General features: G+C 40.2%; 13 protein-coding genes and 3 tRNA genes. 11 read left to right on the forward strand and 5 right to left on the reverse strand.

The features are described from left to right. Positions 1-160 precede the first annotated feature (160 nt). The 8 genes from B9A58_RS05735 (at position 161) to B9A58_RS05770 (ending at position 8,688) form a co-directional block, all read left to right on the forward strand. On the forward strand, positions 161-2,944 hold the full coding sequence (locus B9A58_RS05735; RefSeq protein ID WP_084371452.1) for a response regulator: 2,784 nt from the start codon (positions 161-163) through the stop codon (positions 2,942-2,944). A 20-nt stretch (positions 2,945-2,964) separates the two neighbouring features. After that, a complete protein-coding gene (locus B9A58_RS05740; protein WP_084371453.1) occupies positions 2,965-4,254 on the forward strand; it encodes an MFS transporter in 1,290 nt (429 codons plus the stop codon). Then, on the forward strand, positions 4,251-5,597 hold the full coding sequence (locus tag B9A58_RS05745) for a 1-acyl-sn-glycerol-3-phosphate acyltransferase (RefSeq protein ID WP_084371454.1): 1,347 nt from the start codon (positions 4,251-4,253) through the stop codon (positions 5,595-5,597). The genes B9A58_RS05740 and B9A58_RS05745 overlap by 4 nt, the downstream gene beginning before the upstream one ends. Before the next feature lie 4 nt (positions 5,598-5,601). Then, positions 5,602-5,952 carry an arsenate reductase (glutaredoxin) gene (arsC, locus tag B9A58_RS05750; RefSeq protein ID WP_084371455.1) on the forward strand — a complete coding sequence of 117 codons (351 nt, stop codon included), beginning with the start codon at positions 5,602-5,604 and terminating at the stop codon, positions 5,950-5,952. A gap of 200 nt (positions 5,953-6,152) precedes the next feature. After that, a tRNA-Ser gene (locus B9A58_RS05755) sits at positions 6,153-6,239 on the forward strand. 35 nt (positions 6,240-6,274) lie between these two features. Beyond that, a tRNA-Arg gene (locus tag B9A58_RS05760) sits at positions 6,275-6,348 on the forward strand. Between the two features lie 139 nt (positions 6,349-6,487). Then, a tRNA-Pro gene (locus B9A58_RS05765) sits at positions 6,488-6,561 on the forward strand. A gap of 684 nt (positions 6,562-7,245) precedes the next feature. Next, the gene (locus tag B9A58_RS05770; RefSeq protein WP_084371456.1) at positions 7,246-8,688 is read left to right on the forward strand and encodes a glycoside hydrolase family 32 protein; all 1,443 of its coding nucleotides are present in this window, start codon (positions 7,246-7,248) and stop codon (positions 8,686-8,688) included. 246 nt (positions 8,689-8,934) lie between these two features. Here the strand turns inward: B9A58_RS05770 and B9A58_RS05775 are convergent, their stop codons facing one another. Beyond that, entirely contained in the window at positions 8,935-12,897 is a 3,963-nt protein-coding gene (locus B9A58_RS05775; RefSeq protein WP_084371457.1) for a T9SS type A sorting domain-containing protein, read from the reverse strand. 421 nt (positions 12,898-13,318) lie between these two features. Here B9A58_RS05775 and B9A58_RS05780 point away from each other — a divergent pair, with 421 nt between their 5' ends. From B9A58_RS05780 to B9A58_RS20475, 3 genes are all read left to right on the forward strand, one after another. Then, a complete protein-coding gene (locus B9A58_RS05780) occupies positions 13,319-15,508 on the forward strand; it encodes an RICIN domain-containing protein (protein ID WP_176214685.1) in 2,190 nt (729 codons plus the stop codon). A gap of 139 nt (positions 15,509-15,647) precedes the next feature. Then, entirely contained in the window at positions 15,648-15,737 is a 90-nt protein-coding gene (locus B9A58_RS20780; RefSeq protein WP_221407817.1) for an NAD-dependent epimerase/dehydratase family protein, read from the forward strand. A 4-nt stretch (positions 15,738-15,741) separates the two neighbouring features. Further along, positions 15,742-16,053: an NAD-dependent epimerase/dehydratase family protein gene (locus B9A58_RS20475; RefSeq protein ID WP_084371459.1), complete on the forward strand. Its 312-nt coding sequence runs from the start codon at positions 15,742-15,744 to the stop codon at positions 16,051-16,053. A 583-nt stretch (positions 16,054-16,636) separates the two neighbouring features. Here the strand turns inward: B9A58_RS20475 and B9A58_RS05790 are convergent. The 4 genes from B9A58_RS05790 to B9A58_RS05805 all read right to left on the reverse strand — a co-directional run bounded on the left by B9A58_RS05790 (position 16,637) and on the right by B9A58_RS05805 (position 23,660). Then, complete coding sequence (locus tag B9A58_RS05790) at positions 16,637-18,826, reverse strand: carbohydrate-binding protein (RefSeq protein ID WP_139793758.1); 2,190 nt, start codon at positions 18,824-18,826, stop codon at positions 16,637-16,639. 212 nt (positions 18,827-19,038) lie between these two features. Further along, positions 19,039-19,950, reverse strand: a complete 912-nt coding sequence (locus B9A58_RS05795) for a sialate O-acetylesterase (protein ID WP_084371461.1) — start codon at positions 19,948-19,950, stop codon at positions 19,039-19,041. 116 nt (positions 19,951-20,066) lie between these two features. Beyond that, positions 20,067-21,920, reverse strand: a complete 1,854-nt coding sequence (locus B9A58_RS05800) for an alpha-1,3-galactosidase-related protein (RefSeq protein ID WP_139793759.1) — start codon at positions 21,918-21,920, stop codon at positions 20,067-20,069. Positions 21,921-22,133: 213 nt separating this feature from the next. Next, on the reverse strand, positions 22,134-23,660 hold the full coding sequence (locus B9A58_RS05805; RefSeq protein WP_084371463.1) for a RagB/SusD family nutrient uptake outer membrane protein: 1,527 nt from the start codon (positions 23,658-23,660) through the stop codon (positions 22,134-22,136). Positions 23,661-23,671 lie beyond the last annotated feature (11 nt).

Below are 23,671 nucleotides of genomic sequence, written 5' to 3' on the forward strand. Positions count from 1 at the left end.
AATATCAAGTCCGTCATCATCAAAGGCTTTTTCGTCAGATCAAATCCTGACTTTTTAATAAAAATTAAATGGGACCTATTGAAGAACAATTTCTCCTATTCATTTTAATTCAAAATACATTAAATTCGAAGTTGCATTTGGGAGGAATTTAAAGGTTGACATGAAAAGGTCTCTGATTTTAAATGGGTGGATAGCACTGCTTTGTCTGTGGACAAATGCATCATTGGCAGAGACTGTTCAATCCAAGAAGAGTATTGATAGTCTCAAAGATTCTCTCCACATTTCTTCTGGAGTTGAACGGGCCGAAATACTGGCTCAACTGAGTTGGCAATATCGAAACGTTAATAGCGATTCTGCCTTGTATTTTGGGAAGCAAGCCTATGAGCTATCCAAAAGCTACAACTACGAGAGCGGCATTATCAAAAGTCTGAATTTTCAGGGCATTGCCTATCGAAACAAGAGTGATTATTCTAATGCCTTTAAGTTTTTTGTAGAAGCGCTCAAAGCAGCTGAAGAGGCACAAAACCTTGAGCAGATTGGGTACTCCAATATCAACATTGGGAACATCTACATCTACCAAACCAATTACAATGGCGCATTGGAGTATTTCGAGAAGGCACTTGCTTCTGCACAAGAGCTCAATGACCAAAGCATGCTTGCCTACATCTATCTAAACCTTGGGCGAACCTATTTGCGAATGGATAAGTATGACAAAGCAGAACTCAATTACTTAAAAACCAGAGGAATTAGAAAAAACCTGAACGACAACGAAGGGTTGGTTACCATTGCTGTAGATCTGGCAGAGTTGGCGATGAGAAAAGGCGACCTCAGCAGGTCGCTGGGCTATTTTCATGAATCTATAGATGCCATAAACCAAATAAAAAATAAAGGAGCTCTAGCCTTTAGTTTATACAATATCGCTGTCATACATAGGCAGCAGGGCCATTTGGATTCTGCCGAATACTACTCCCAAGAAAGCTTGCAGGTAGCCAAAAGCAATAACTTGAAAAATGACATTCGCAAAATTCATGAAAACCTGTCCATCATAGCTGAAGGACGAGGAGACTATGAGAAGGCCCTTTTTTACTTCAAGCTGAATCAAGAAAATGAAGACTCCATTTTTAATGAACAAACAACGCGAACCATTGAAAGCTTAAAGTCACAGTACGAAGCAGAAAAGAAAGAAGCGGAAACCATGTTTCTTCGCGAAATTGTGGAACGCCAACAGACCATCATTATACTGGCAGCTGCAGCCTCTGTGCTCCTTTTGATCATTGCCATTATCATTTATATGCGGGCAGTAGAAAGAAGAAGATTGAATCGTCAAATTTCTGCTCAAGCTAAAAAGTTGGAAGAGCTAGACTTTGCTAAATCACGATTCTTTGCCAACATTTCCCATGATCTGCGCAGCCCACTCAGTTTGATTTTGGGTAATTATGAACAAATCAAGCAAGACGATGAGTCTTACCTTACTTCGGACTCCAAACAAAACTTGGAAGTGGCCAATAAAAATGCCCAGCGCTTACTCTTTCTTACAGATGAAATCAATGAGTTAACCAAGTTAGAGGAAGGTAAAATCAGCTTAAAGCTGAAAGACGTACCTGTAAATTCTTATTTATCTGCCTTGGTATCAATGTTTAAATCCTCAGCCGAATTCAAATCAGTGAATTTGACTTATGAGTCTTCCATAACAGATGAAGTCGGCATTTCTATTGACCCCAATCAGTTTGAAAAGATTATTTTCAATCTGATTACGAACGCCTTGAAACATACGCATCAGGGAGACTCCGTTATGGTCAAAGTCGAAACCATAAACCATGATCTCAAAATATATATCAGAGACACTGGTGAGGGCATTCCTGAAAATAGTCTCCCCTATTTATTTGATAGATACTATCAGTCTCCTACGAACAAATATCATGTTTATGAAGGGTTAGGTATTGGTCTTTCTCTGGTCAAGGAACTCATTGATGTTCACGGTGGGAAGATTAGCGTTAAATCCAAGATTGGAGAAGGATCTACTTTTACGTTGACAATACCTTTCATGACATTGGAAGACTTGAACCCTGAAGTGCCAGAAACCTCAGAATATATTCAAACCAAAAACAAACTATGGAGCGAACTCTGGGAGAAAACATACCAGGAAGGGCAAACGGTGAGTCTATCTGCCAATGGTCAAGATAGTAGCAAACCCAAACTACTTCTGGTAGATGACCACCCAGAGGTTCGGGAATTTATTGCCAAACTGATCAAACAAGACTACGAGGTAACTGAAGCCGAAAATGGTGTAATGGCACTCAAAATACTCAAAAATCAGTCTATTGATTTGGTAATCACAGATTTGATGATGCCGTGGATGGATGGATTTGAACTACTGGAAAAAATGCAGGAAAATGAAGATTGGAAGTCAATTCCTGTTTTGGTAGTTTCTGCCAGAAATACTGCAGATGATCAGTTTCAGGTATTGACCAGAGGCATCAACAACATCCTTCAAAAGCCTTTTGGTAAAAAAGATATTTTGCTCAGGATCAAAAATTTACTAAACCAAAAAGAAAAGTGGGCCAAGGAAGGTGGTAATACCATTATTGTCAATGACAGACCTTTGATAAACGATATTGAAAAAGAATTACTTGAAAAAGTAAAAAAGTTAGTGATTGAACAGATTGACAATCCAGATCTAACCGTACTTGTATTGGCAGATGAAATGGCTGCCAGCGAAAGAAAGGTCTATAGAATGATTAAAAAATTGACTGACCTCACTCCGCACGAATATATCAAAGAAATCAGATGGCACTATTTGGAGCAATTGATCAAAAACAAGAGTCTCAAAAACCCTACAGAGGCTGCCAAGGCCATTGGCATGAAGAACGTGACAAATTTCAAAAAACAATTCCACAAAAAATTTAACAGGAGTATTGAAGAAATGATGGCGAAGAAGGTCTGATTTTTTCTTATCTTCAGGCCATGATTCTAAACGACAAAAAGACCATCAACGCCTGGTGTTCCTACGACTGGGCCAACTCAGTATATAACCTAATCGTAACCACGGCCATCTTCCCCATTTATTACAACAGTGCCACTGAGGCAGCTTTTGGTGGGAACGTGGTTCGTTTTTTTGGATGCTCAATAGATAGCTCAGTACTATACTCTTATGCCATTTCTTTCTCGTTCTTGATTGCCGTTTTACTCTACCCTGTACTGTCAGGTGTGGCAGATTACAGAGGGTCAAAAAAGGCATTCATGCGCTTTTTCACTTATTTAGGCTCTTTGGCTTGTATAGGACTTTATTTCTTTGAAGGAAGCAACATAGAATATGGGATTTTGTTGGCCATTACTGCAAGTTTAGGCTACGCTTCATCTGTCGTTTTTTACAACGCCTTTCTTCCAGAAATAGCTTCTGAAGACCAAATGGATCGAGTAAGTGCCAAAGGCTTTTCCATGGGATATATTGGCAGTGTATTGTTACTGATTGTTAGCTTGGTCTTAGTATCCATCCCAGAGACCTTCGGGTTTGATGGAGCTGGAAGCGCCACTCGCTTTGTGTTTCTTTTGGTTGGCATCTGGTGGTTTGGTTTTGCTCATATTGCCTTCTCAGCACTCAAGGACAATCGCACGCATGGGAAGATTACGGGGGAAGTCTTGCGTTCAGGTTTCAATGAATTAAAAAAAGTATTTAGCAGTTTAAAGGAAAATGTGAATTCCATCCGTTTTCTATATTCTTTCTTCTTCTACAGCATGGGTGTGCAGACGGTCATGCTTTTGGCACCATTGTTTGCCGCTGAGGAGATTGGAATGGAATCCAGCGAAATGATCATTGTGATATTGATTATACAATTGGTAGCTGTAGGTGGAGCCTATTTGTTTGCCACCATTTCCGACAAAAAAGGCAATAAAATATCCATTTCATTAGCTGTCATGATCTGGTTCTTTATTTGTATACTGGCTTATTTCATTGCAGATAAGACAGTCTTTTATGGATTAGCTGGCTTACTTGGTTTAGTGATGGGTGGCATTCAATCTATTTCAAGATCCACTTATTCGAAGCTGATCCCAGAAGGCACTAAAGACACAGCTTCTTATTTCAGTTTTTATGATGTCACAGAAAAGTTCGCCATTGTATTAGGCACCTTGGGATTTGGTTACATTCTTCAATTGACTGGCACGATGCGCAATTCTATGCTATTTATGGGTTTATTTTTCGTGATAGGGTTAATCATCTTATCAAGAGCAAAACTTAATAAAGGCACAGCTTGATTTACAATTTTCTCAAAATAGTAGTCAAAGTGGCTCTTCGGATATTTTTCCGGAAAGTGTCTGTTCATAAAGCCATTGATTTACCCACTGAGGGCCCCTTGATCATTGTTGGGAATCACCCCAACACCTTTATGGATCCATTGATTTTGGCCACACTGTTTCGACAGCGTGTAGGATTCTTGGGGAACGCTTCCATTTTTGTCAACTCCTTCGTGAATGCCATATTTGCCTACTTCAGGGTTATCCCAGTATATCGAGATAAGGACGTGGCTCCAGGAGAAAAAATTGACAATGAAAAGACGTTTCGTGACTGCTATAAGTTCTTAGAAGCTAACAACTCCTTGATGTTGTTTCCAGAAGGCACCAGTTATCACGAACTGAAACTTCGAAAAATAAAGACAGGTGGTGCACGCATTGCGTTGAGCGTGGAAAAGAAGAACCATTTCAAATTAGGCGTTAAAATCATTCCCATTGGACTTTATTATAGCAATCCATCTAAGTTTAGGAGTAAAATCTATGTGAACACGGGAGAGCTCATTTATACCAAGGACTTTGAAGCCATCTACGAAAGGGACGAGGTAGCTGGCGTACAAGCATTGACCGAAAAAGTCAGGGAATCACTCGAAAGCCTTACCATTACCACAGAAGACAAAGAACAAGAAGATCTATTTTTTAAAGTCAAGAGGATTTATAAGGATCAATTAATAAAAAGAGCTGAGTCATTTAAAAACGATGAGTTTGAATTGACTAAGGAGATAGCCAATGCTATTCAGTATTTCAAAGTTTCCTTTCCTAATAAGTTTGAAACCATCAAGACAAAAATAGATCGTTGTAGTCAGCTGCTAGATGAATTTCAAACCACTGCCAGGCGAACGAAACCACTCAAAAACAAACTAAAAAAGATCAGCATTCTAATCTCTGGAACCATATATCTAATAGCAGGCTTTCCTTTATATCTCTATGGGCTTATTCAAAACTTGATTCCATTTCGCACCCCCTATTGGCTGGCCCAAAAATTCACCAAGGAACCCGAATATTATGCACCCATCATGATGAGTCTTGGCATAGTGGTGTTTCCTCTATATTATTCTCTTTCGTTTTTTTTATTTGACATCAGACTATCACCTGACCCACTTCTATTAAGTCTTTATTTGGCATCACTTCCGCTATCAGGCTATTACGTTCTTCACTATTATCATTTCTTTCGCGCTGGGATTTCATTTCTCAAAATTCATAACCTGATCCATTCGAAAAAGGATCTATTAAAAGAACTCGAACAACTGAAAGTTTCTATTTTTGACGAACTAGACGAAGCCAGAACGATCTATTTAAAAAGACTATAATCGCATGACTAAAATATATCACAACCCAAGATGTACAAAAAGCAGGCAAGCGCTTGCCTTGCTCGAAGAGAAAAATGAGCAGATTGAGATTATTGAGTACCTCAAATCCAACCCCACCAGGGAACAAATCACTGAACTAGTAGCCATGCTAGGGATCAAACCTCTTGAATTGATTCGAAAGAGTGAGAAAATTTATAAAGAAGAATATAAAGGCAAAGAATTGAGTGACAAAGAGTGGATTGATGCAATGGTTTCCAATCCCATTCTGATCGAACGACCAGTGGTGGTGAAAAACGGAAAAGCCGCCATCGGACGCCCCATTGAAAATGTGATCGAGATTCTATGGTTCGATTGATTTACTGCGTAATTTATATTGGAATTAACCCCATTAGAAAATATTTCAAATTTCTCAGGCTTTTTTTAAATAGCCGTTGTAGTTCTAAAATATGTTATGCTATATTTGCATCTCGTTTTTGAGGAGCACCAAAAAAGCGAGGGGAAAAACGTTCCGAAGAGATGAGATTTCGATCCATTTCTACTAGTTTGGTATCCACTGGAGAGGTGGGTGAGTGGCTGAAACCACATGTTTGCTAAACATGCGTGCGAGAAATCGTACCGGGGGTTCGAATCCCCCTCTCTCCGCAAGAAAGAAGAAAAAGTCTTCTTATAATATTGATGGTCTGCTAGCTCAACTGGATAGAGCAACTGCCTTCTAAGCAGTAGGTTTCAGGTTCGAGTCCTGAGCGGATCACAAAGTGACGTGATTGACGAGATGAATATCTTGAATTGCAAAAGCCTTCTAAGCAGTAGGTTTCAGCGGTTGGACGATTCGATTCGAGTCCTGAGCGGATCACGAAAATTGTCAATAATACCGGTGACAATTCATTTATCGGGATGTAGCGCAGTCCGGTAGCGCACCTGGTTTGGGACCAGGGGGTCCCAGGTTCGAATCCTGGTATCCCGACTTCTAAAAGCTCAGCAATTTGCTGGGCTTTTTTGGTTTTAAGCCATCTGAAAGTACTAGACCCATATGACGGATCAGGGTATATAATTTTGAGTTATGTTGAATGCCTTGGGAGATAAACAAATGTCAATTTTAATTCATTTTGTTCAAGGGGATAGGTTACAATACAAATTGGTCTGGCTTAAAGTTAAATGCATCTGTAGGATTAATGATTTTTAAATGATATTGACATATATTTTTTACGGTCGGACACATTCACCTTTTTCTAGCCCACAACCCTACCCTTTAAAAGCTGAAAAGAGTGCTCGTTACCGCCAAAAAATGATGTGATGGGTTTTGATGATGAAATTGGCCCTTGCCCTAAAATTAACCCGCTCCTAAACCCAAGCTATACTAACCCCGACATTCATCGGGGCAGGCTATAACGCAGGACATTCATATTACTGCTGGTCGTGTTTGTCAGCATGAATCAATGCATTGTACTGATTGTTCAATCTTTGGCACTGACTGTTCATTATTTTGTTCCATACGGAGTTCGGACAATCATTTATCAATCTGTCATTAAATTGGTAGAAGCATAGCAAACACTATCAGCCAACTGAGCTTTTTCCAAAAGGCCAGTGCATGGATATTTAGACCTTCGGCTTATAGATTGGACAGTAAAAACAATAACAAAAGAAAATCATGAACATGTACAATAAAGGCAGTGGGTTAGCCCTATTCACAATCATCTTTCTAAGTATTTCAAATTTTGTAAATGCTCAATATTACCCACACAACGATAGCATTAATTACAAAGAAAACTATCGGGGGCAGTATCATTTTAGCCCCAGATCGGAATGGATGAATGATATCAATGGGCTCGTTTATCAGGGAGGAAAATACCACATGATTTACCAGTGGGGAAATAAGATAAGACATGGAGGGTACGCTACAAGTCATGATTTACTGCACTGGAAAGATCAGGGGGTGGCATTGATCCCTCAAAATTCATTCTTACCTCCCGATGCAAAGCGAAATGTATCAGGCAATGAGGTGTACTCGGGGAGTGCGGTAGTGGTTTCAGGGGAAACGGCTATGAAAATAACCGGCTCTGAGAAAGAAGCTATCATTGCCATATATACAGGTACCGGTAAGGGTACTTGTTTGGCATGGAGCAATAACAACGGTAAGACTTGGCAGGATTATCAGGGAAACCCGGTTGGAAACCTGACGGATGACGCGATTCCGCGTGACCCATGTGTTTTTTGGCACGAACCTTCATCAAAGTGGATACTGGCTATCTATGAAAACGGCACGACCTTTTACGGTTCCTCTGATTTAATACAATGGGATTATCTAAGTAATATAAACTTCGGATATGAATGCCCTGATATGTTCCAGCTACCCCTGGATGGTGATGAAAATAACATGAAATGGGTATTATTGGATGCTAACGGTTCTTACCTTGTCGGTGAGTTTGATGGAACCACTTTTCGGAAAGATGAAAGTCAGCAAACCTTCATGATGGATGTGGGGCCGGACTTTTATGCCGCTCAGACCTTTCCGATGGGAAACCTGCCTAATAATGATCCGCGAATTATTCAAATAGCCTGGATGGATCACTGGAATGGCGGAATAGGTGAAATCGTCTGGGAACGAAACGCTACTTTTCCCGTATCCCTGGGTCTCAAAACACTGAACGAACAAATACGAATAACCAGAAATCCTATCAATGAAATTTCTACTATTTATGAAAACACAAAGGTTTGGGACAGTCAACTGATAAAAGTAGGAACCAATTTATTGAAAGGAGTTCACTCTAAAAAATTTGAGCTATCTCTTGAATTTGATTTGACAGGCAGTACCGCCTTAAATTTGGGAATAAAAGTGGCCAACAGATATATTATATATGACCTATATAATAAGACCTTATTGTCCAATGAACTGTTACCGGATGACGCTAATCATATTAGCATAAAATTGTTGGTTGACTGGGGACAACTTGAAGTATTTGGCAATGAAGGTACTTTCTCATACACACAACAATTCGCTTTCTCTCCTGATCACGATAATATAGAATTGTTTTCAGACGGAGATATCCAGTTAATATCCATGGAATTTCATGAATTGGCGAGAACATGGTAAAGAATTGAGACGTAAAATCTCGTTTATGATATGGTTGTCAAAGCCATGCTAGTGACATGTAATTTGAAGATTCTCTAGTACAATAAATCTATCTCACTGTTTAATAGAAAAGTGCTGCAAACCCTTGTTTGAAGTAGTAGATACCAACTTCGCGAATCAATAGAAAATGGATCGGATAACTTCCGACCCATTTTCATTGAACTGCCCAATCTGCCGCCTCAGGAAACGGCCAAAGCTGGTTCAGAACTATTTTATAACGAACCTTGCACTTTCCACCTTTCCTTCCTGGCTGACTCGAACGATATATATACCTCTTTCAAAAGCAGAAACATCAATGGTAATTTCAGACTGATTTATCTCTTCCATTACAAAAGACAAACGACCTATCAGATCAAAAATTTCTAAACTGTCTGTTATGACATCTTCACCCAGATTGATGTTCAAATGGCCATTTTCTATAGGATTGGGATAGATTTCAAATGTCTTCACTTCGTCCAGTAAAACCTCCTGATCTTCCTCAGAAGCTATTCTGGCACCAGAGGCCACTGTTATCGAACCTTCCGTTTCTTCAGTTCCGACCTTGCCACCCCACCCCCCGTTTTGGGTAGACAAATACACTAAAAAACGGTAATTGCTTCCTGTAGGTATTGGTAGGTTGTTCGTTAATGGTATATCAATACTTACTGTTCCTGATGTACCTGTCAAAAGGGTATTCACGTACCCATAGTTTTGGGAGCCAGTATTTGTCTGAAAATCAACAACTAAATCACGTGGGTTACCATTGGTGGTGTATTCTACCACTACACTAACTGTTTCTCCAGACTGAACAGATGCTGGGTATTCCATGACATCAACGATTGCATCACTTAAAGCGGATGTTGAAACTGTTACCGGAGTTTTAGTTACTTCAGTTCCAATCTTGCCTTGCCAACCACCTTCTACTGTAGACAAATACACAACAAAACGGTAGCCACTTCCAGTTGCCGGGTCGTTCGTTATTGGTACACTAAGACTTATAGTTCCTGATGTCTCAATTAGAAGTGTATTCACGTACCCATGGTTTACGCTTCCATCATCTGTCTGAAAATCAACAACTATATCGCGTGCGCTACCGTTGGTAGTGTATTCGATCGTAACCGTGGCTGTATCACCCGCCAATACCGTAGTTGGATAATGGACGGCAACAACCGAATCCGGTAAAGCAGAGGATGTTACAGGTACCTCATTTGTACCGTCTTCAGCTCCAGTTATGAGATTTGCATACGTGCCACCTACTGTGGTCAAGTATGTAGCAAAGCGGTAATCATCCCCAGGTGGTGGATTGCCTGTTATTGGTAGAACCACATTTATTGTTCCTGCCCCGTCCAAAGGAATCCTCTTAAAACCATGGTTGGTATAATCCAATTCATATTCCTGAAACTCAACAATTAAATCACGCTGCTCACTACACTCGTAATCGATCGTTACCGATCCTGTACCATCTGCCTCTACCGTAGCTGAGTGATCGGTGATATCCACGTCATCCGACAAAGCAGAAGCCGATACTGTTACAGAAGCTGTGGCGTCCTCAGTGCCAGATATTCGTTCAGCATAACCGCTATCTAATTTAGTCAGATATCCCGCAAAACGGTAGCCACTTCCAGTTGCCGGGTCGTTCGTTATTGGTAAATTGACGTGTATTATTCCAGACCCACTCACATTAATTCTATCGTAACCGTGATTTGTGTAATCATCTCCATTTTCCTGAAACTCAATAATTAAATGACGGAGTTCACTGGATGAGTATTCGATCGTTACCGTTGCAGAACCATCAGGGTTTACCGTAGTTGGGTAATTGGTAATTTCGAATTCATCAGGCAAACTGGACCCTTCTCCCTGATCAGACCACACTTGCATTGAAGCCGAGTCAACTATTACACTGTCAGTATTGGCGGTATCTTCAAAAATATCACCTGCACCAATTCCAGATCCATTATTAATATTATGCGCGATGACCACATACTTGGAATTATCCACCGCCACAGCTTTTCCTACTCCCCAGCTGCCGATACTATTATTTATGATGTAAATACCATCATGACCTTCCCTTGCTGGTTCAGTAATGGTCCCCCCATTAATTATTCGCGAAAAGAAAGATATGGATCCTGCCCATTCGGGTAGATCATTAGTGCCAATCCAGGAATTATATTCTGAGTCAAAGCCACAATTGTAAATGGCATTATCGGCAACAAACACGTTAGATGAAAAATCACCTTCTATATAATCACCGAGTTCATTGTGAAAAGTAATTGCCGCATTGGATAAGCCCTCAAAATAATTACGGGTTACTATCCCATTGGATGCTTTCAGAAAAATCCCAAATCTTCGGCTATTTGTCAGGCTATTGTCGGCAATATAAAAATTACCGGTCATGTCCATGATCGCTAATCTACTATTTGCAAATGAGAAGGTGGGATTACCCGTCAGCGTCATTTCTTGAGTTCCAACATCATACGTTGCCACTTCATAGATAGCTTGTAAAGCTCCTGATGTCACATCAATGAAAACGACTCTATCACCGGATTGAATTGGCGCTATTTGACTTAAAACCCCTATGGTCAAATTAGGTCCTTCGTTGATAGTTATAACTGAACCATTTTTTGAGTAGGTATAATATTTAGTATAAAAATTGATTGCATCGTCAGCCTGACCCCTAAAGATATTACCTTGAACCCACGGCCCAATGCGCATGGACTGCATATGTACGGCATCTGCATCCATACTCAGAGCGCGACCTTCCTTTATATCTACTGTACAATCCAAGATATTGATCGCGTTGTTAAAATTACCACTGAAAGGCGTTGATGTCCCGGCATAAAATGTAAGATTGTTGTAAGTAATTTCACTTGAAAAGCCAGCGTAAAAACCCGGAGCACCACTTTCGCGGAGCAGTCTTACAAACCGATCGCCTACCTCAACTTCTTGCCCATTGATGTTAAATTTATAATCAGTATTATTAGAATTAGCACTTAAGTCGATTAAGCTTGGCTCGTAAGTCACTTTAGTCCCTTCTGATATTCTACCATCTATCGATGGATCTATAGCGTAACCCCAAATTTGACTAACGCTATCAGTGTGATACTTGACATCATTTAGTGCAATCCCTTCCAAATGATCCGCATAAACAGTATCCCCATCTACGGCTTTGACCTCTGTGAGGGTATATGGTAGAAAACTATCCTCAAAATCGATGGTCAGGTTTATGATTTTGGCCTTTTCACATCGATAAATATCCATGATACCCTTTGTCATAACATTTCTGCTTGAGAAGAGCAATGTGGCTCCATTACCATTAATCAATACATTATTCTTGCTTAATAAGAGAAACACTTGATTTGCAGACTCCCTGCCAGTTGGCATTTCGTTGATAATATAGGTTCCTGAATTCAGATTGATAACATCCCCTGCTCCAAGAGCATCGAGGGCGTCTTGAAAATCATCCTCAAAATCTTCTGAATAACTTATGGTAGTAGAGGTCCCAGTAAAAGTGGCCGGATCAGGGTTCCAGGGCTCTGGTCGGGAAAGCGTTTTCATTTCCAGATACCTAACTCCGACTGTTGGATCTGAAGCGGCAAAAGTGATTACTAACGAATTTATCAACCTGTAATACAGTCCCGATGGTATGGCCACCGAACCTACTAATTCATCTGCTGTATTGGCTCCAGCATGGATGGTCATTAAATCCTGATCAGCATTTAATGTAAACCTTACCGTGCTATATCCATTATTACCACGGGTGAAGGTTCCATCAGCTGTATTGGCTGCCCCGGCATATAGATCCGCAGTTCCATCAGGGAAAAATGTGCAAAAGATGTTTTGGTTCGATGCAGTAAGAGCGGCTTTGGCATCCGAAAAACCTATGGAGATGGAATCAGCATCGGCGGGTATTCTTATCCTGGCTTCAACGGTTCTCGTTTCATGATCCCCTATTATCGGAATGGATAATGCGGCAAAAGTGGCACTACTAGTAGAAGAGGTAAGTTCTCCTCCAGCAAGTGAGGCGCTACCAGTCCACCCGCTATCGCTGTGTCTGAAGTCTAATTCTGGCTCCAAACCCTGCAAAGAGGTGGTCTCGTCAAAATTTTCTCTTAGGATCGTTAAAGGCTCCTCAGTTTGTGCACTGGCAAACCAAAAAGACCCCATTAATAATAAGCTAAATAATGTTTTCATACGCTAGGCATTTATGAATTAACATGAATGGCCCTTCTGCAAACCTTTTGCAAAGACCAAAATTCAATACGACAAGCTTATTGGAATTATCGTCGGTGGGCTTTTCTGTGTTGTTCAATTATTAGCACTGATTGCTAAAACTTTTTTACTGCGTAGGGCAGTGAGTCCAATAGGGTGATGCTAAGATTCTGGGTGTGGGATAATGGTCTTTGTAAATCTTTCCGGTCACTATTTGCACGAATTGAGCAATTCCTCTCTTTGAACTTTCAATGTCAATTTTTGACTAATCAGGAGAACCCCTTGATTCAGGTTCATTCTAAATTAATACCAGTAAACCTACTTAGAAACAAAGGACAAAAGCACACTTTGCAGAAGGCCCAAAGTTTCTAACTAGGGCATGTTTAACCTAATACTTCTTAAAATGAAACCAAATCAACACAACGTTTGGAAGCCATTAAAAATCTTAATGCTTTTAATTCTAGTTTATTCAAACCCCATTGCAGCTCAAACCTGGCAATTCAGTCTGGGGCCGACATCTACTTTGAGTCAATCCATGTTTCCATCCTCAGATGATGGATATTTTCCAGATGGAAATTTGAATGTGCTTAAAATTGGTTCTGACTACTATGCCTTTTGGGCTCATTATCAGAACTACAGAACCATCGCAAATTCTCCCTTACTCCAAAACCATGAAAATCAGTTGAATCCATCCACTCCCGTATTTGGAGGACGAGAACCATACAATGGCACATCAAACGGTTTTGACGACGGTGGTAAATGGTTTATCGGAGTTCATCAAAGGAATGACACTTTGATCGGCTTTTTTCATTCCGAGAGTCACTGGTATCCACGCAACACTGGACATGCCTATAAGTCAGTTGGCGTAAGTTATTCTTATGACAATGGGGCTACCTGGACCTCAGGCATCAAGGCCATAGGCCATACCCTTACAAAACCTGTCGATCCCGCATGGTCTGGACTGGGTGACGGGTGCGTTATTTATAACCACCTTGACAACAACTGGTATTGTTATTATGTCCCGGCAATTGGGTCAACCGCTATTAGCATGGCAAGATCGTCAGATAGATATGGAGCTCCCGGAACATGGACTAAATGGAATAATGGTTCCTTTAGCACAGCAGGATTGGGTGGAGCGGAGACTCCCATAGCAGATCTTCTTGAGGCACCAGGTGGGAATCCATCAGTTCATTGGAATTCTTATCTACAAAAATTTATCATGGCTTGGCATGGTTGGGATGAAAAACTATATATCAGTGCCAGTGATGATGGAATTACCTGGGAAAATGCCCGATTGCTGATTGACGCAGGCTCTAGAACCTGGTATCCTGTTATCATAGGTGCCAATAGCGCAGAGGGAGGACAAACGGTAACTCTATATTATGGAGCCAATTTTCAAACAGACGGAAAACGGACACTTACTTATAGGACCATCTCATTTACGGGTACCAACCCTAACCAGCTTATCGCCGATGGTAGATATGCCATTAACAATGTGGCAAATAATCAAAACCTTGCTTCAACGGATGCCAATAACTGGAATGCCGCTGTTGTTTACAATGATGTTTACCTTGACCAACGATGGGATATTGTCCACCTGGGCAATAACGTTTACAGCCTGGAGTTATCGTGCTGTTCACGAAAATTAGATGTAAGCAATGCTGATTGCGCAAACAATACCCAAATACTTTCATGGCCTGATAATGGTCAGAATAACCAGAAATGGCAAGCCGAATTAGATGGTTCGGGAAATTACATTTTCAGGCCCCTCCATTGTCTAAGCCAAGCTTTGAGTGCTTCATCAGGAAACTCGAACGTCGTAACTCAAGCATATAATACAAGTGATGATCTGCAAAAATGGACATTGACATCTGAATCTACCCAGTTGATTCCAGATGGTCGGTATGAAGTTAGAAATACCTCAAGCAGCCTTAACCTGGCTTCTACCTCATGGAACAATTGGAATGCGCTTGTGGTCGGTGCGGATGTATATCTGGATCAGAGATGGGACTTTACGCACATTGGCGACAATGTTTACAGTGTTGAATTGGCCTGTTGTGCACGAAAATTAGATGTTAGCAATGCCGATTGCGCTAACAATACCCAATTACTCTCATGGTCGGATAATGGGCAGGACAATCAGAAATGGAAGGCTGAATCAGATGGTGCCGGCAATTATATTTTCAGACCACTTCATTGCCAGGGGCAGGCGCTCAGCCAATCTTCGGGAAGTTCTAATGTACAAACCATAGCATACAATCCAACCAGTGATCTACAAAGGTGGGCGCTTATACTTGGATCAGGATTCCGTTTCGCAAGCGGGCGTGTTGAATCTGCTGAATTGAAAGAATCGATAAATATTTATCCCAACCCAGTTACTGATCAGGTCACAATATCTGGATTTGAGGGATTAGGTGTCGCTCGCGTTCAAGTTACGGATATAAACGGCCGACTTGTCAAAACTGTCGTTCACCTCGATGACTATGAATTAATTAATCTGGATCTGGAAGGAATTGGTGATGGTATCTATTTCGTCAGCGTTGAAAACGAAGTAGGAATAGCAAGATTTAGAATTAGCAAAACTGCGAAATGAAATTTCTGACTTAACTAACTCGAAGAGGAAAACCAGCGGCTCAAGCGGATGTTTGCAGATTTTGAAGGCCGCGAATTTACGAAAAACTTTAGAAAAAAATACATATTACTGTTTAAGGGGGTTTCTAATTATTAAGTTCATGAAAAAAGTTCTTGTCACTGGAGGTACAGGTTATATAGGCTCACATACGGTGGTTGAGCTGCAACAATCGGATGATGAAGTAGTTTGATAATTTGCCAAACTACAGAAAAGAAGTCCTTCAGCAAATTCAAACAATTACCAATCAGTTACCGGAGTTTGTTGAAATAGATCTAGGAGATGAAGCCGAGGTCAATCAACTCTTCACAACACAAAAAATTGATGCCGTTGTTCATTTTGCTGCAAGCAAATCGGTGGTGAATCCATTGTTGAATTATGAACTGGTCGATAGACGCCCAGGATATATAGAAAAGATATTTACTGATATTAGCTATGCTAAATTCGAGTTGGGTTGGACTGCGCAACTGGGCATTGAAGACATGATGCGTACGGCTTATCAATGGTAAAAAAATCTCGACAAAGAAAAGTGACACACAAAAATAGTTTTGGGTTAAGGGCACTCCGGGGGGAGTGCCTTTTTTATTATGTTTAATAAAACGGTCATACTCTGTCGCCATTTAAGATCGTAATATCTAATAGAGTTGGTTTTGGTCTATTTTTAATCTTCATGAATTAGTCATGAAAGTTTCATAGCATTTTTTCACTTTCTCATATTTATGATCAATTACGAGAAAGTATTACTTGTATTCATCATCAAATATTTAATAAATGAGAATGGCGGGAAGCATTTTGAAAACAGTTTTAAACCTCATACCTCACTCACACAGTTTTTTGGATACTACCTTTGAATTATATAGAATACTAATTGGATCGAATGACTTCTGGAATAAATGATCAAAGAGAGCTAGCTTAAACGGGTTTGGAGGAGATTTAGACGTTGCTTGATCTGTTCAGCTTTCGGCATTTTCGTGTAACTCGTTATAGTATTAACTTGGTCGTCGCTGGTGTATCAGTCAGGAAACATCTTGTTCATTGTGCCTCCATATTCCTTTTTTGAAGTTTCACCTTCGCCACCAATCTAAAACATAATCAATCCAATCCGTTTTTGATTAATTGTGTTTTAATCACTCCAACTTTATCACTAATCATAATCAAGTATACTCCTGGTTTAAGATCAAACTTTATTCTTTCGGTTATTGAACTGATTTGGGCTGAAAAAACTTTGTGACCATTGAGATTAAAGATGTTCAATGTACTATCATCTGGAAAACTCTTTGAAATTCGGATTTCATTTTGACAAGGATTTGGGTATATGACCAAGTTTTGCTCATCCGACAGACTCATAATTGGCTCTGGGTATGTAGGCTCATCGGTCAGTTCAAATTCAATCCAATTAAGATCGAATGTGCCACTCACTACGTGCAAAAACAACTGATTTATGGATGAATTGATCTGCAGAACTGTATCGACAGTAAAATAAATACTCCACCCTCCTGTTTTAGGCGTAAGGATGGTTCCTAATAGGTTTTCATCTTGATCAGAAATATTAATTATACCATCCTGAGATTGACTGGAGGTACGAAACTTTACCGAGTACCAGCTCGAAGAGTCAATGCAAGTCTTGTACATCACCCAATCACCAGGATCAGTCCATCCTAAAAACATACCACGACCATCACCCTGAGTATCAGCAATTTTTACACCTGACATGTCATGATAATATTCTGCCTCTATTCTACCTGGAATATTGAAACACTCAACTTCCACATCCAAAGTGCATTCACCTCCCAAATCCTCGATTTCTGTACCAGTGTTGTTTTCAACAATAACATTACTACAATATTTATAACGAATCAAATTCCTTCCCGGCTCCCCACTTTCGATAACATTGTCAGTTATCATTAAACCATCAATATTTTGAGCATAAATTGCCGGAACCTGAATGTTCTTAAATGTATTTCCGGTTATTTCGATATCATTGAATACCTCACACCTGACATTCGTGGTGGCTGTTTCAGGATGAAAATTAATTACTCCATAGTCGGTTCCCGATTGGAAATAACCACAGTCATCAAAGGTGTTATTCCGAATGACAACATCCCTACCAATCTTGGATTCATTCCAATACGTTGAGACATCAAATAATATCCCCCACATTAAATTCCGCTCAAAAGTGCAATTCTCTATTAATGCATTTTTTGTACTTACAAGAATCCCTCTCGCACGGTTTGCTCTAAAAGTAGAATTGGTAACCCTTAACTTCCCAACCATAGACACATTGGCAATTTTCAAGTCGGTTATTGATCGGGCAGGAATAGGTTTTTCCAGCTGTAATCGCATAGAATTCCCGTTCTTATTTGAAATATTTGAAATGATATTATATCCCAAACTGTGTAGCGCGTTCTTGTCAATGAATTCAATAGTATCCCCTACCCGATACCCTATTGCCTGATACCATGATGGATTAGACCCATTTATTTGGATGCTGTGTTCATCAAACTCTTCCACCACATCAAGGAAATATCCGTGCAAATTGATACCATCATCACTCATATGTTCGAAATAGCAATTGTCAAAACTGAGTGTGCCTCTCACATCCAGGTTATGAGATCCATCGGCATTAGTCGTTACCCAGAAATTCTCCTTAGCCTCAATGCGACAATTTAAATGAATAATATTTTCAGCTCCATTGGTACCTAAGAAAGCATATCCGGGAGAAACATGTACAGTGATATTTTCATAAAGCACGTCCTTGCATCCTGTAGAGGTAATAAATGAATATCCTGTATAAAGGGTGTGGCGTAAAACTATCCATGAACCAGTCTTATAGCCGTTGTAGTTGCTGGTAATTCTAATGATGTTTTTTTCCTCATCTTCCCATTGCCAATCGGTAATACCATATCGTTCGTTTCCATTGGCCATTTGTCCGGAAATACTATCATACTCTGCATATGCTTCAATTCGTTTCCCATCAGGATTAAAACCCTCGTAAATCTGGACTACCATAAAGTTAGAACCAGCTTCGACAATGGTCCCTTGAGAAAAAGGCGGGTCCTGATAATCAACTTTGATGTCCTTAACAGCTAGATTCTTACACTGGACGAATTCAAATAAGTTGGGGTTATAATTCATGCCAAGAACCTCTATTGTGCTCCCTGATCCATTTATTGTAAGGTTGTCAATGACATCTATGTAGAAATAGGTACCTGTTTGATCCTGAGAGTTGATGTGATATTTCCCCATCGGGAAAAAAGCACTGGATTTTCGAGACCTCTGCACGCTTCAATTGCATTTAGAATGGCTCCTTTATCATCATCGCCAGGCTGGTCAGGTGTAGCGCCATAGGCCGTTATATCTACTACCTGACCCAATAAGCTGGAGGTAAAAATAATCCCTAAGATCGCTAAAATGGTCGCTCTCATTATTGTTAATCATGTCCTTAATCTGGCTACAGCCATTATCCGGATTTAGTCAGTAGATCGTAATTAAGGTTATTTCTTATCGAGAAGATATACCGTATTGGCAAACTCAATTCCGATATTGATATATCCGTCACTGTTATAGTGATAAGGGTCAGAGTAGTCATAATTCCTTGTCTCTCTGACAATGGCAGCATTTCGGTCATTTCGAACGAATTCTTCTTGAGCATGCTGAACTAACTCACCGTACTTCCAGACTTTACCATTTTCGGCAAGACCCGAATCAGATATTTTTCCAATAATCACGGGCAAATCATCATCATGGAAAGTTGCTCTCATTAGATCCATAAGACGTTTAAGGTTGTAGTAGTAGTGCTCAGCGATACCTTCAGTAACAGTTGCATCACTTTCACCTTGCATCCAGATGATACCACTTGGTATCCATAGATCTTCAAGTCCATTGTTGTTAATATCACGATTACCCATGGCGTTATTAACTGTAGCCAGAAAGTGGTCAAACTGATTTATCCCCGAGTTGCTTCGATAGTCCATTTCCCATGATGCGTAGTCCCTTGAGGCCAAACTATCTATAGATGATCCCCCTAGTGCATATTTAATGATAGCAATGTTATCCTCTGGATATAGCTGATTTATTCGGTAACCAAAGGAAAGCTCAGGGCCAAATTTTTGAGATAACTCATTGACAGATTCATTGCTACTGAACCCGGCACCATTCCCAGGTCTTAAGCTATCCCACCTCCCAATACCGCCTGAAGTATTGTCATCACGGATCGGATTCCCATGGAAAATCCAGACATTATTAACCGCACCTCTCAGGCTATCGGGCAAGTCGTCGTTCGATCCATACCCCTCCATGTTGGACTGTCCGCCAAGGAAAAAAACCCTCAACACATCTTTATCCTGACCCGAAGCTTGGGTGCCACAGTAAATGATCAATACAATTATTAATATCCTTAATTTCATTTTTGTTATATCTGTTTTCGTGTATCAAGAAAATACCAAGTGTAATCGTAGGAGGCCGAGCAGAAGATTCGAAGCAACTACAAAAAAAAAGAGTCGATGACTTTTAATAGTCATCACTAGTTCTGATAGAAATACTTGTTTGAGTTTTCCATCACTACATCATTAAAGCCTATTTGTTTGTCGATCTTGACTTCACCACAATTTTTCAAGCTAATTTCTGCCTCGCCCAGGCCCTTGTATGTATTGCCTGAAATAAACACATTAGTACAATTCTGAATATCAAAATGTGAGAGATCGGGATAGATAGCCTCAAACAAACTGGTCTGAATGATCTTATTATCAGTTATAGTGAGCGTGTCAATACTGAGACCATACACCAACAGTCGGTCGAAGGTTTTAATGGTGTTATCGGTGAAAACAATGTTCTTATGAAAGAACCCATTTGATCGATAATCTTTCCCTATGATAGGGTCCACCTGAAGAATTGCCTGAGGATTGTGCCCACCGATACCTAAATCTTCGAAAGTATTTCCTTTAACAAGGACATTCGTAACTGGGCCAGATTCAAACCAATAATTGGCATCTCCACAAATCCTGATACCTGCCATCATGGAGGAGAAGTAGTTGTTCGTAATCTCCACGGGTTTGGGGGTTGATATGAGCAAGCTCCTGGCTCTATTCTGACGAACAATACTGTTTGTGATTTTTGCTGAAGCCAAGTAGGACAGATTTTCCAGCACCGTGTTCTCCAATTTTAAATCCGAAATATCTTCGTTCAGCGAAATTTTGTAATCGTTCTCCGAATCCATCCTAACAGATTTTACCGTAACCTCCCTAATCGACAAGAGATCTGTTCTGGCCACAAATCTTAACGTATCACCTTCTGAGGCAAATGTAAAACCCTCCTGTTGAAAGTGCCCAAAGCTTGACTTGACAGTTTTGGAATCAACCACCTCATCCACCTTCATATAAGTACCATGGACATTGGAGGCATCATCCAGCATATTTTCAAAAAGACAGGAGTCAATTTTGATTAAACCTCTACAACCTACAAAGTGAGTAGCATCGGCTGAAGCCCCAATCATCCGGGTCGAGCCCTTTGGTAGGGTGACATTGAATTTTTTTAAGGAAATGTCCGCAGATTTTTCAGCAATTAGCGCCATTGCACCGCTTGCATATACATTTATATTCTCCAGGTGTACATTTTTTGAATTCTGAATACTCAAACCTGGATATTTTCGGTTCTGTCCGTGTGGCCCCTTATCTACCCATATAAAACCAACAGGAGGTAATTCCTGTGCTTTATAATTTGAGAATTCAACCACTCCCGGTGATTTCTCCACGGCTGTTAAGGGGTTACTATACCAAGCATGTTCGAATTTGGAAGTATAGTAACTGGGACGTTTGGACATTTTTTCGTAAACGATGTTTTCACCTAGTTTAAGTTTCCAGTCATACCCTTTGAAGTACAACTGATCACCTATAATCTCATAGTCATTTTCCTCACTGACTTTGAGCGTGAATGTGTTGTTGATCGGATCATTTTCCATGACTTCACCTTCAAAGGTGAATGGCCTGTCCCAATAAATATTGAAGTTTTTCAATTGTGCTTCACCTAGACCAAATAACACAAACGGAACTATTCCCCCGTGAAATATGAAATCAGACCCGTTTCCGTTTACTTCTATACTTGAATAGTCGAAGAAGGGAAAGGCGATCTTTTTATCCCCATTATCATTATTGGATATAGCCAAGTACTTCTCTGTGGCATTTTCCGGATAAAAATGGTAAGTACCCTTTTCAAATTCTAATTTAACAGTGCCATTTTTGACGGCAGCCAATTTATCCTTCAGGAATACGGAAAAATCATCTGATAGGCCTGGGTTAAGTTTTATTATGTCATTTTGCTGTGAGGTACACCCAATACAAAAAAGAACAACAAGAAAGTTGAATTTTAATAATCTAAACATGTTTTTTTTCCAGTTACTGGTTTTGTGCTTATCAATGAGTCTCAAGAATAGATTGGAATCATCCAACTTTTAATTTTGAAACCTTAAGACTCCCCAATGCTCAGATTTAAGAAAAGGAGATGATCTTCAGTACAATAGAAATTATTTGAGTAAAAAGTTGTAATCAAAAAAACAGGAGAAAAGGGACTTTTCTTCTCCTGCAAAACTTTTGAATTACTCAGTACTATAGCCAGGGTTTTGCTTTAGATCTCCCCCACTAATTTGAATCTCCCTAGCCGGGATAGGATATAATATGTGATACTCTTGAATGTTTGCCGCTGCAAATTGACTCCCTTCACTAGTTAACGCCTGTACGGTTTCCAACAGTTTACCAAATCGAACTAAATCCACCCATCTATGACCCTCAAAAGCCAGCTCCCACTTACGTTCGTCGAGTAATGCTTGCTCGTTAATACTGCCTAGATCTACGGACTGAGGTGAATTGATATCCAGTCCAAAACCTCGTCTTCTAACCTGATTTATTGCTAAAAGAGCCTCTGCATCAGAATAGGACGCAGATGAGCCCGCATCTCGCCACTTGGCTTCTGCATATGTCAGTAGCACATCTGCATATCTTGTCAATGGGAAGTTGAAAGGAGATTGCCATTCAGTGGAATATCCTCTGGTGGCAGGATCAGGATCATGTCGCCACTTATAAGCGTACACGGTTCCATCAGTGATGGGTTCAGTATCTCCATTAGCGTTTATAACTAAATAATCAACGACGTTACGAGCTCTTCTCAAGTCTAATGGGTCATATGAATCGAATAACTCTACAGTAGCTCGACCAAGTTTGTATGAGATGTTATTTTCCCACGGACCAAGAGTTCCGTCCCAGGTACCTACCTGTCCTCCTTCGTTATTGCTTGAAATGTATTCAGCATCGAAAATGTACTCTATACCATGTTCATTATCTAACTCGAATATATCTCCATATACCGGCTCCAGATCGTAAGGCCCATTATCAATTACGTCCTTGGCATAGCTTGCGGCCAGTGCCGCAGCAGATGCATCGTTTAAAGGCACTCCCGACATTTGAAGATAAACTTTGGCGAGATAAGTTTTAGCGACATATTTTGTAGCCCTTCCATCTTCATTGGTCACTGGAAGATTTTCTTCCGCCGTTTTAAAATCAGCTATAACCCTTTCGTACGTTTCAGCTAAAGTGGATCGGACGTTCTTAAATTCATTAATATTTGTACTCTCGGTGATGATGGGTACCCCACCGAAAAACCGAGCCAATTGAAAATAATAGAACCCTCGAAGGAAGCTTGCCTCACCAAGAATTTTATTCCGGGAATCCGTCGACATGGAAACAACGTTTTCATTAATCTTACCTATTATAACATTGCATCTGGAAATACCTCGGTACTGGTCTGCATAGGTGTCTGCTGGCACACGTGAAAACGGAGTATATGTGTAATTTCCGATGTATTTGTGATCATCATACTGCGCCACAAACATTTCGTCAGTTCCCGCGCGCCCCATCATCATCAGTCCTCTGAAATAACTCCCAAAACCATTACTAGGCCCCTGATGAGAGGCTACCACATCATAAGCACCACCAAGGGCAAGCTCAAAATCTGCTACCGAGGCAAAAAAGTTTCCCAATTCCAAATTACTTTGAGGAGGAATTTCCAATGCATCCTGGCAGGAAGAAACCAAGACCACCGCTATTATCACTATTAATATCTTTTTCATTTTAAACAACT

Origin of the sequence: Reichenbachiella faecimaris, from assembly GCF_900176375.1 — a bacterium.
Taxonomy (GTDB): Bacteria; Bacteroidota; Bacteroidia; order Cytophagales; family Cyclobacteriaceae; genus Reichenbachiella; species Reichenbachiella faecimaris.

Excerpts from the sequence above, each read along its gene's own strand:
- B9A58_RS05735 (WP_084371452.1), top strand. The coding sequence starts at position 161 with ATGAAAAGGTCTCTGATTTTAAATGGGTGGATAGCACTGCTTTGTCTG.
- B9A58_RS05740 (WP_084371453.1), top strand. The coding sequence starts at position 2,965 with ATGATTCTAAACGACAAAAAGACCATCAACGCCTGGTGTTCCTACGAC.
- arsC (WP_084371455.1), top strand. The coding sequence starts at position 5,602 with ATGACTAAAATATATCACAACCCAAGATGTACAAAAAGCAGGCAAGCG.
- B9A58_RS05770 (WP_084371456.1), top strand. The coding sequence starts at position 7,246 with ATGAACATGTACAATAAAGGCAGTGGGTTAGCCCTATTCACAATCATC.
- B9A58_RS05775 (WP_084371457.1), bottom strand. The coding sequence starts at position 12,897 with ATGAAAACATTATTTAGCTTATTATTAATGGGGTCTTTTTGGTTTGCC.
- B9A58_RS05780 (WP_176214685.1), top strand. The coding sequence starts at position 13,319 with ATGAAACCAAATCAACACAACGTTTGGAAGCCATTAAAAATCTTAATG.
- B9A58_RS20780 (WP_221407817.1), top strand. The coding sequence starts at position 15,648 with ATGAAAAAAGTTCTTGTCACTGGAGGTACAGGTTATATAGGCTCACAT.
- B9A58_RS05795 (WP_084371461.1), bottom strand. The coding sequence starts at position 19,950 with ATGAAATTAAGGATATTAATAATTGTATTGATCATTTACTGTGGCACC.
- B9A58_RS05800 (WP_139793759.1), bottom strand. The coding sequence starts at position 21,920 with ATGTTTAGATTATTAAAATTCAACTTTCTTGTTGTTCTTTTTTGTATT.
- B9A58_RS05805 (WP_084371463.1), bottom strand. The coding sequence starts at position 23,660 with ATGAAAAAGATATTAATAGTGATAATAGCGGTGGTCTTGGTTTCTTCC.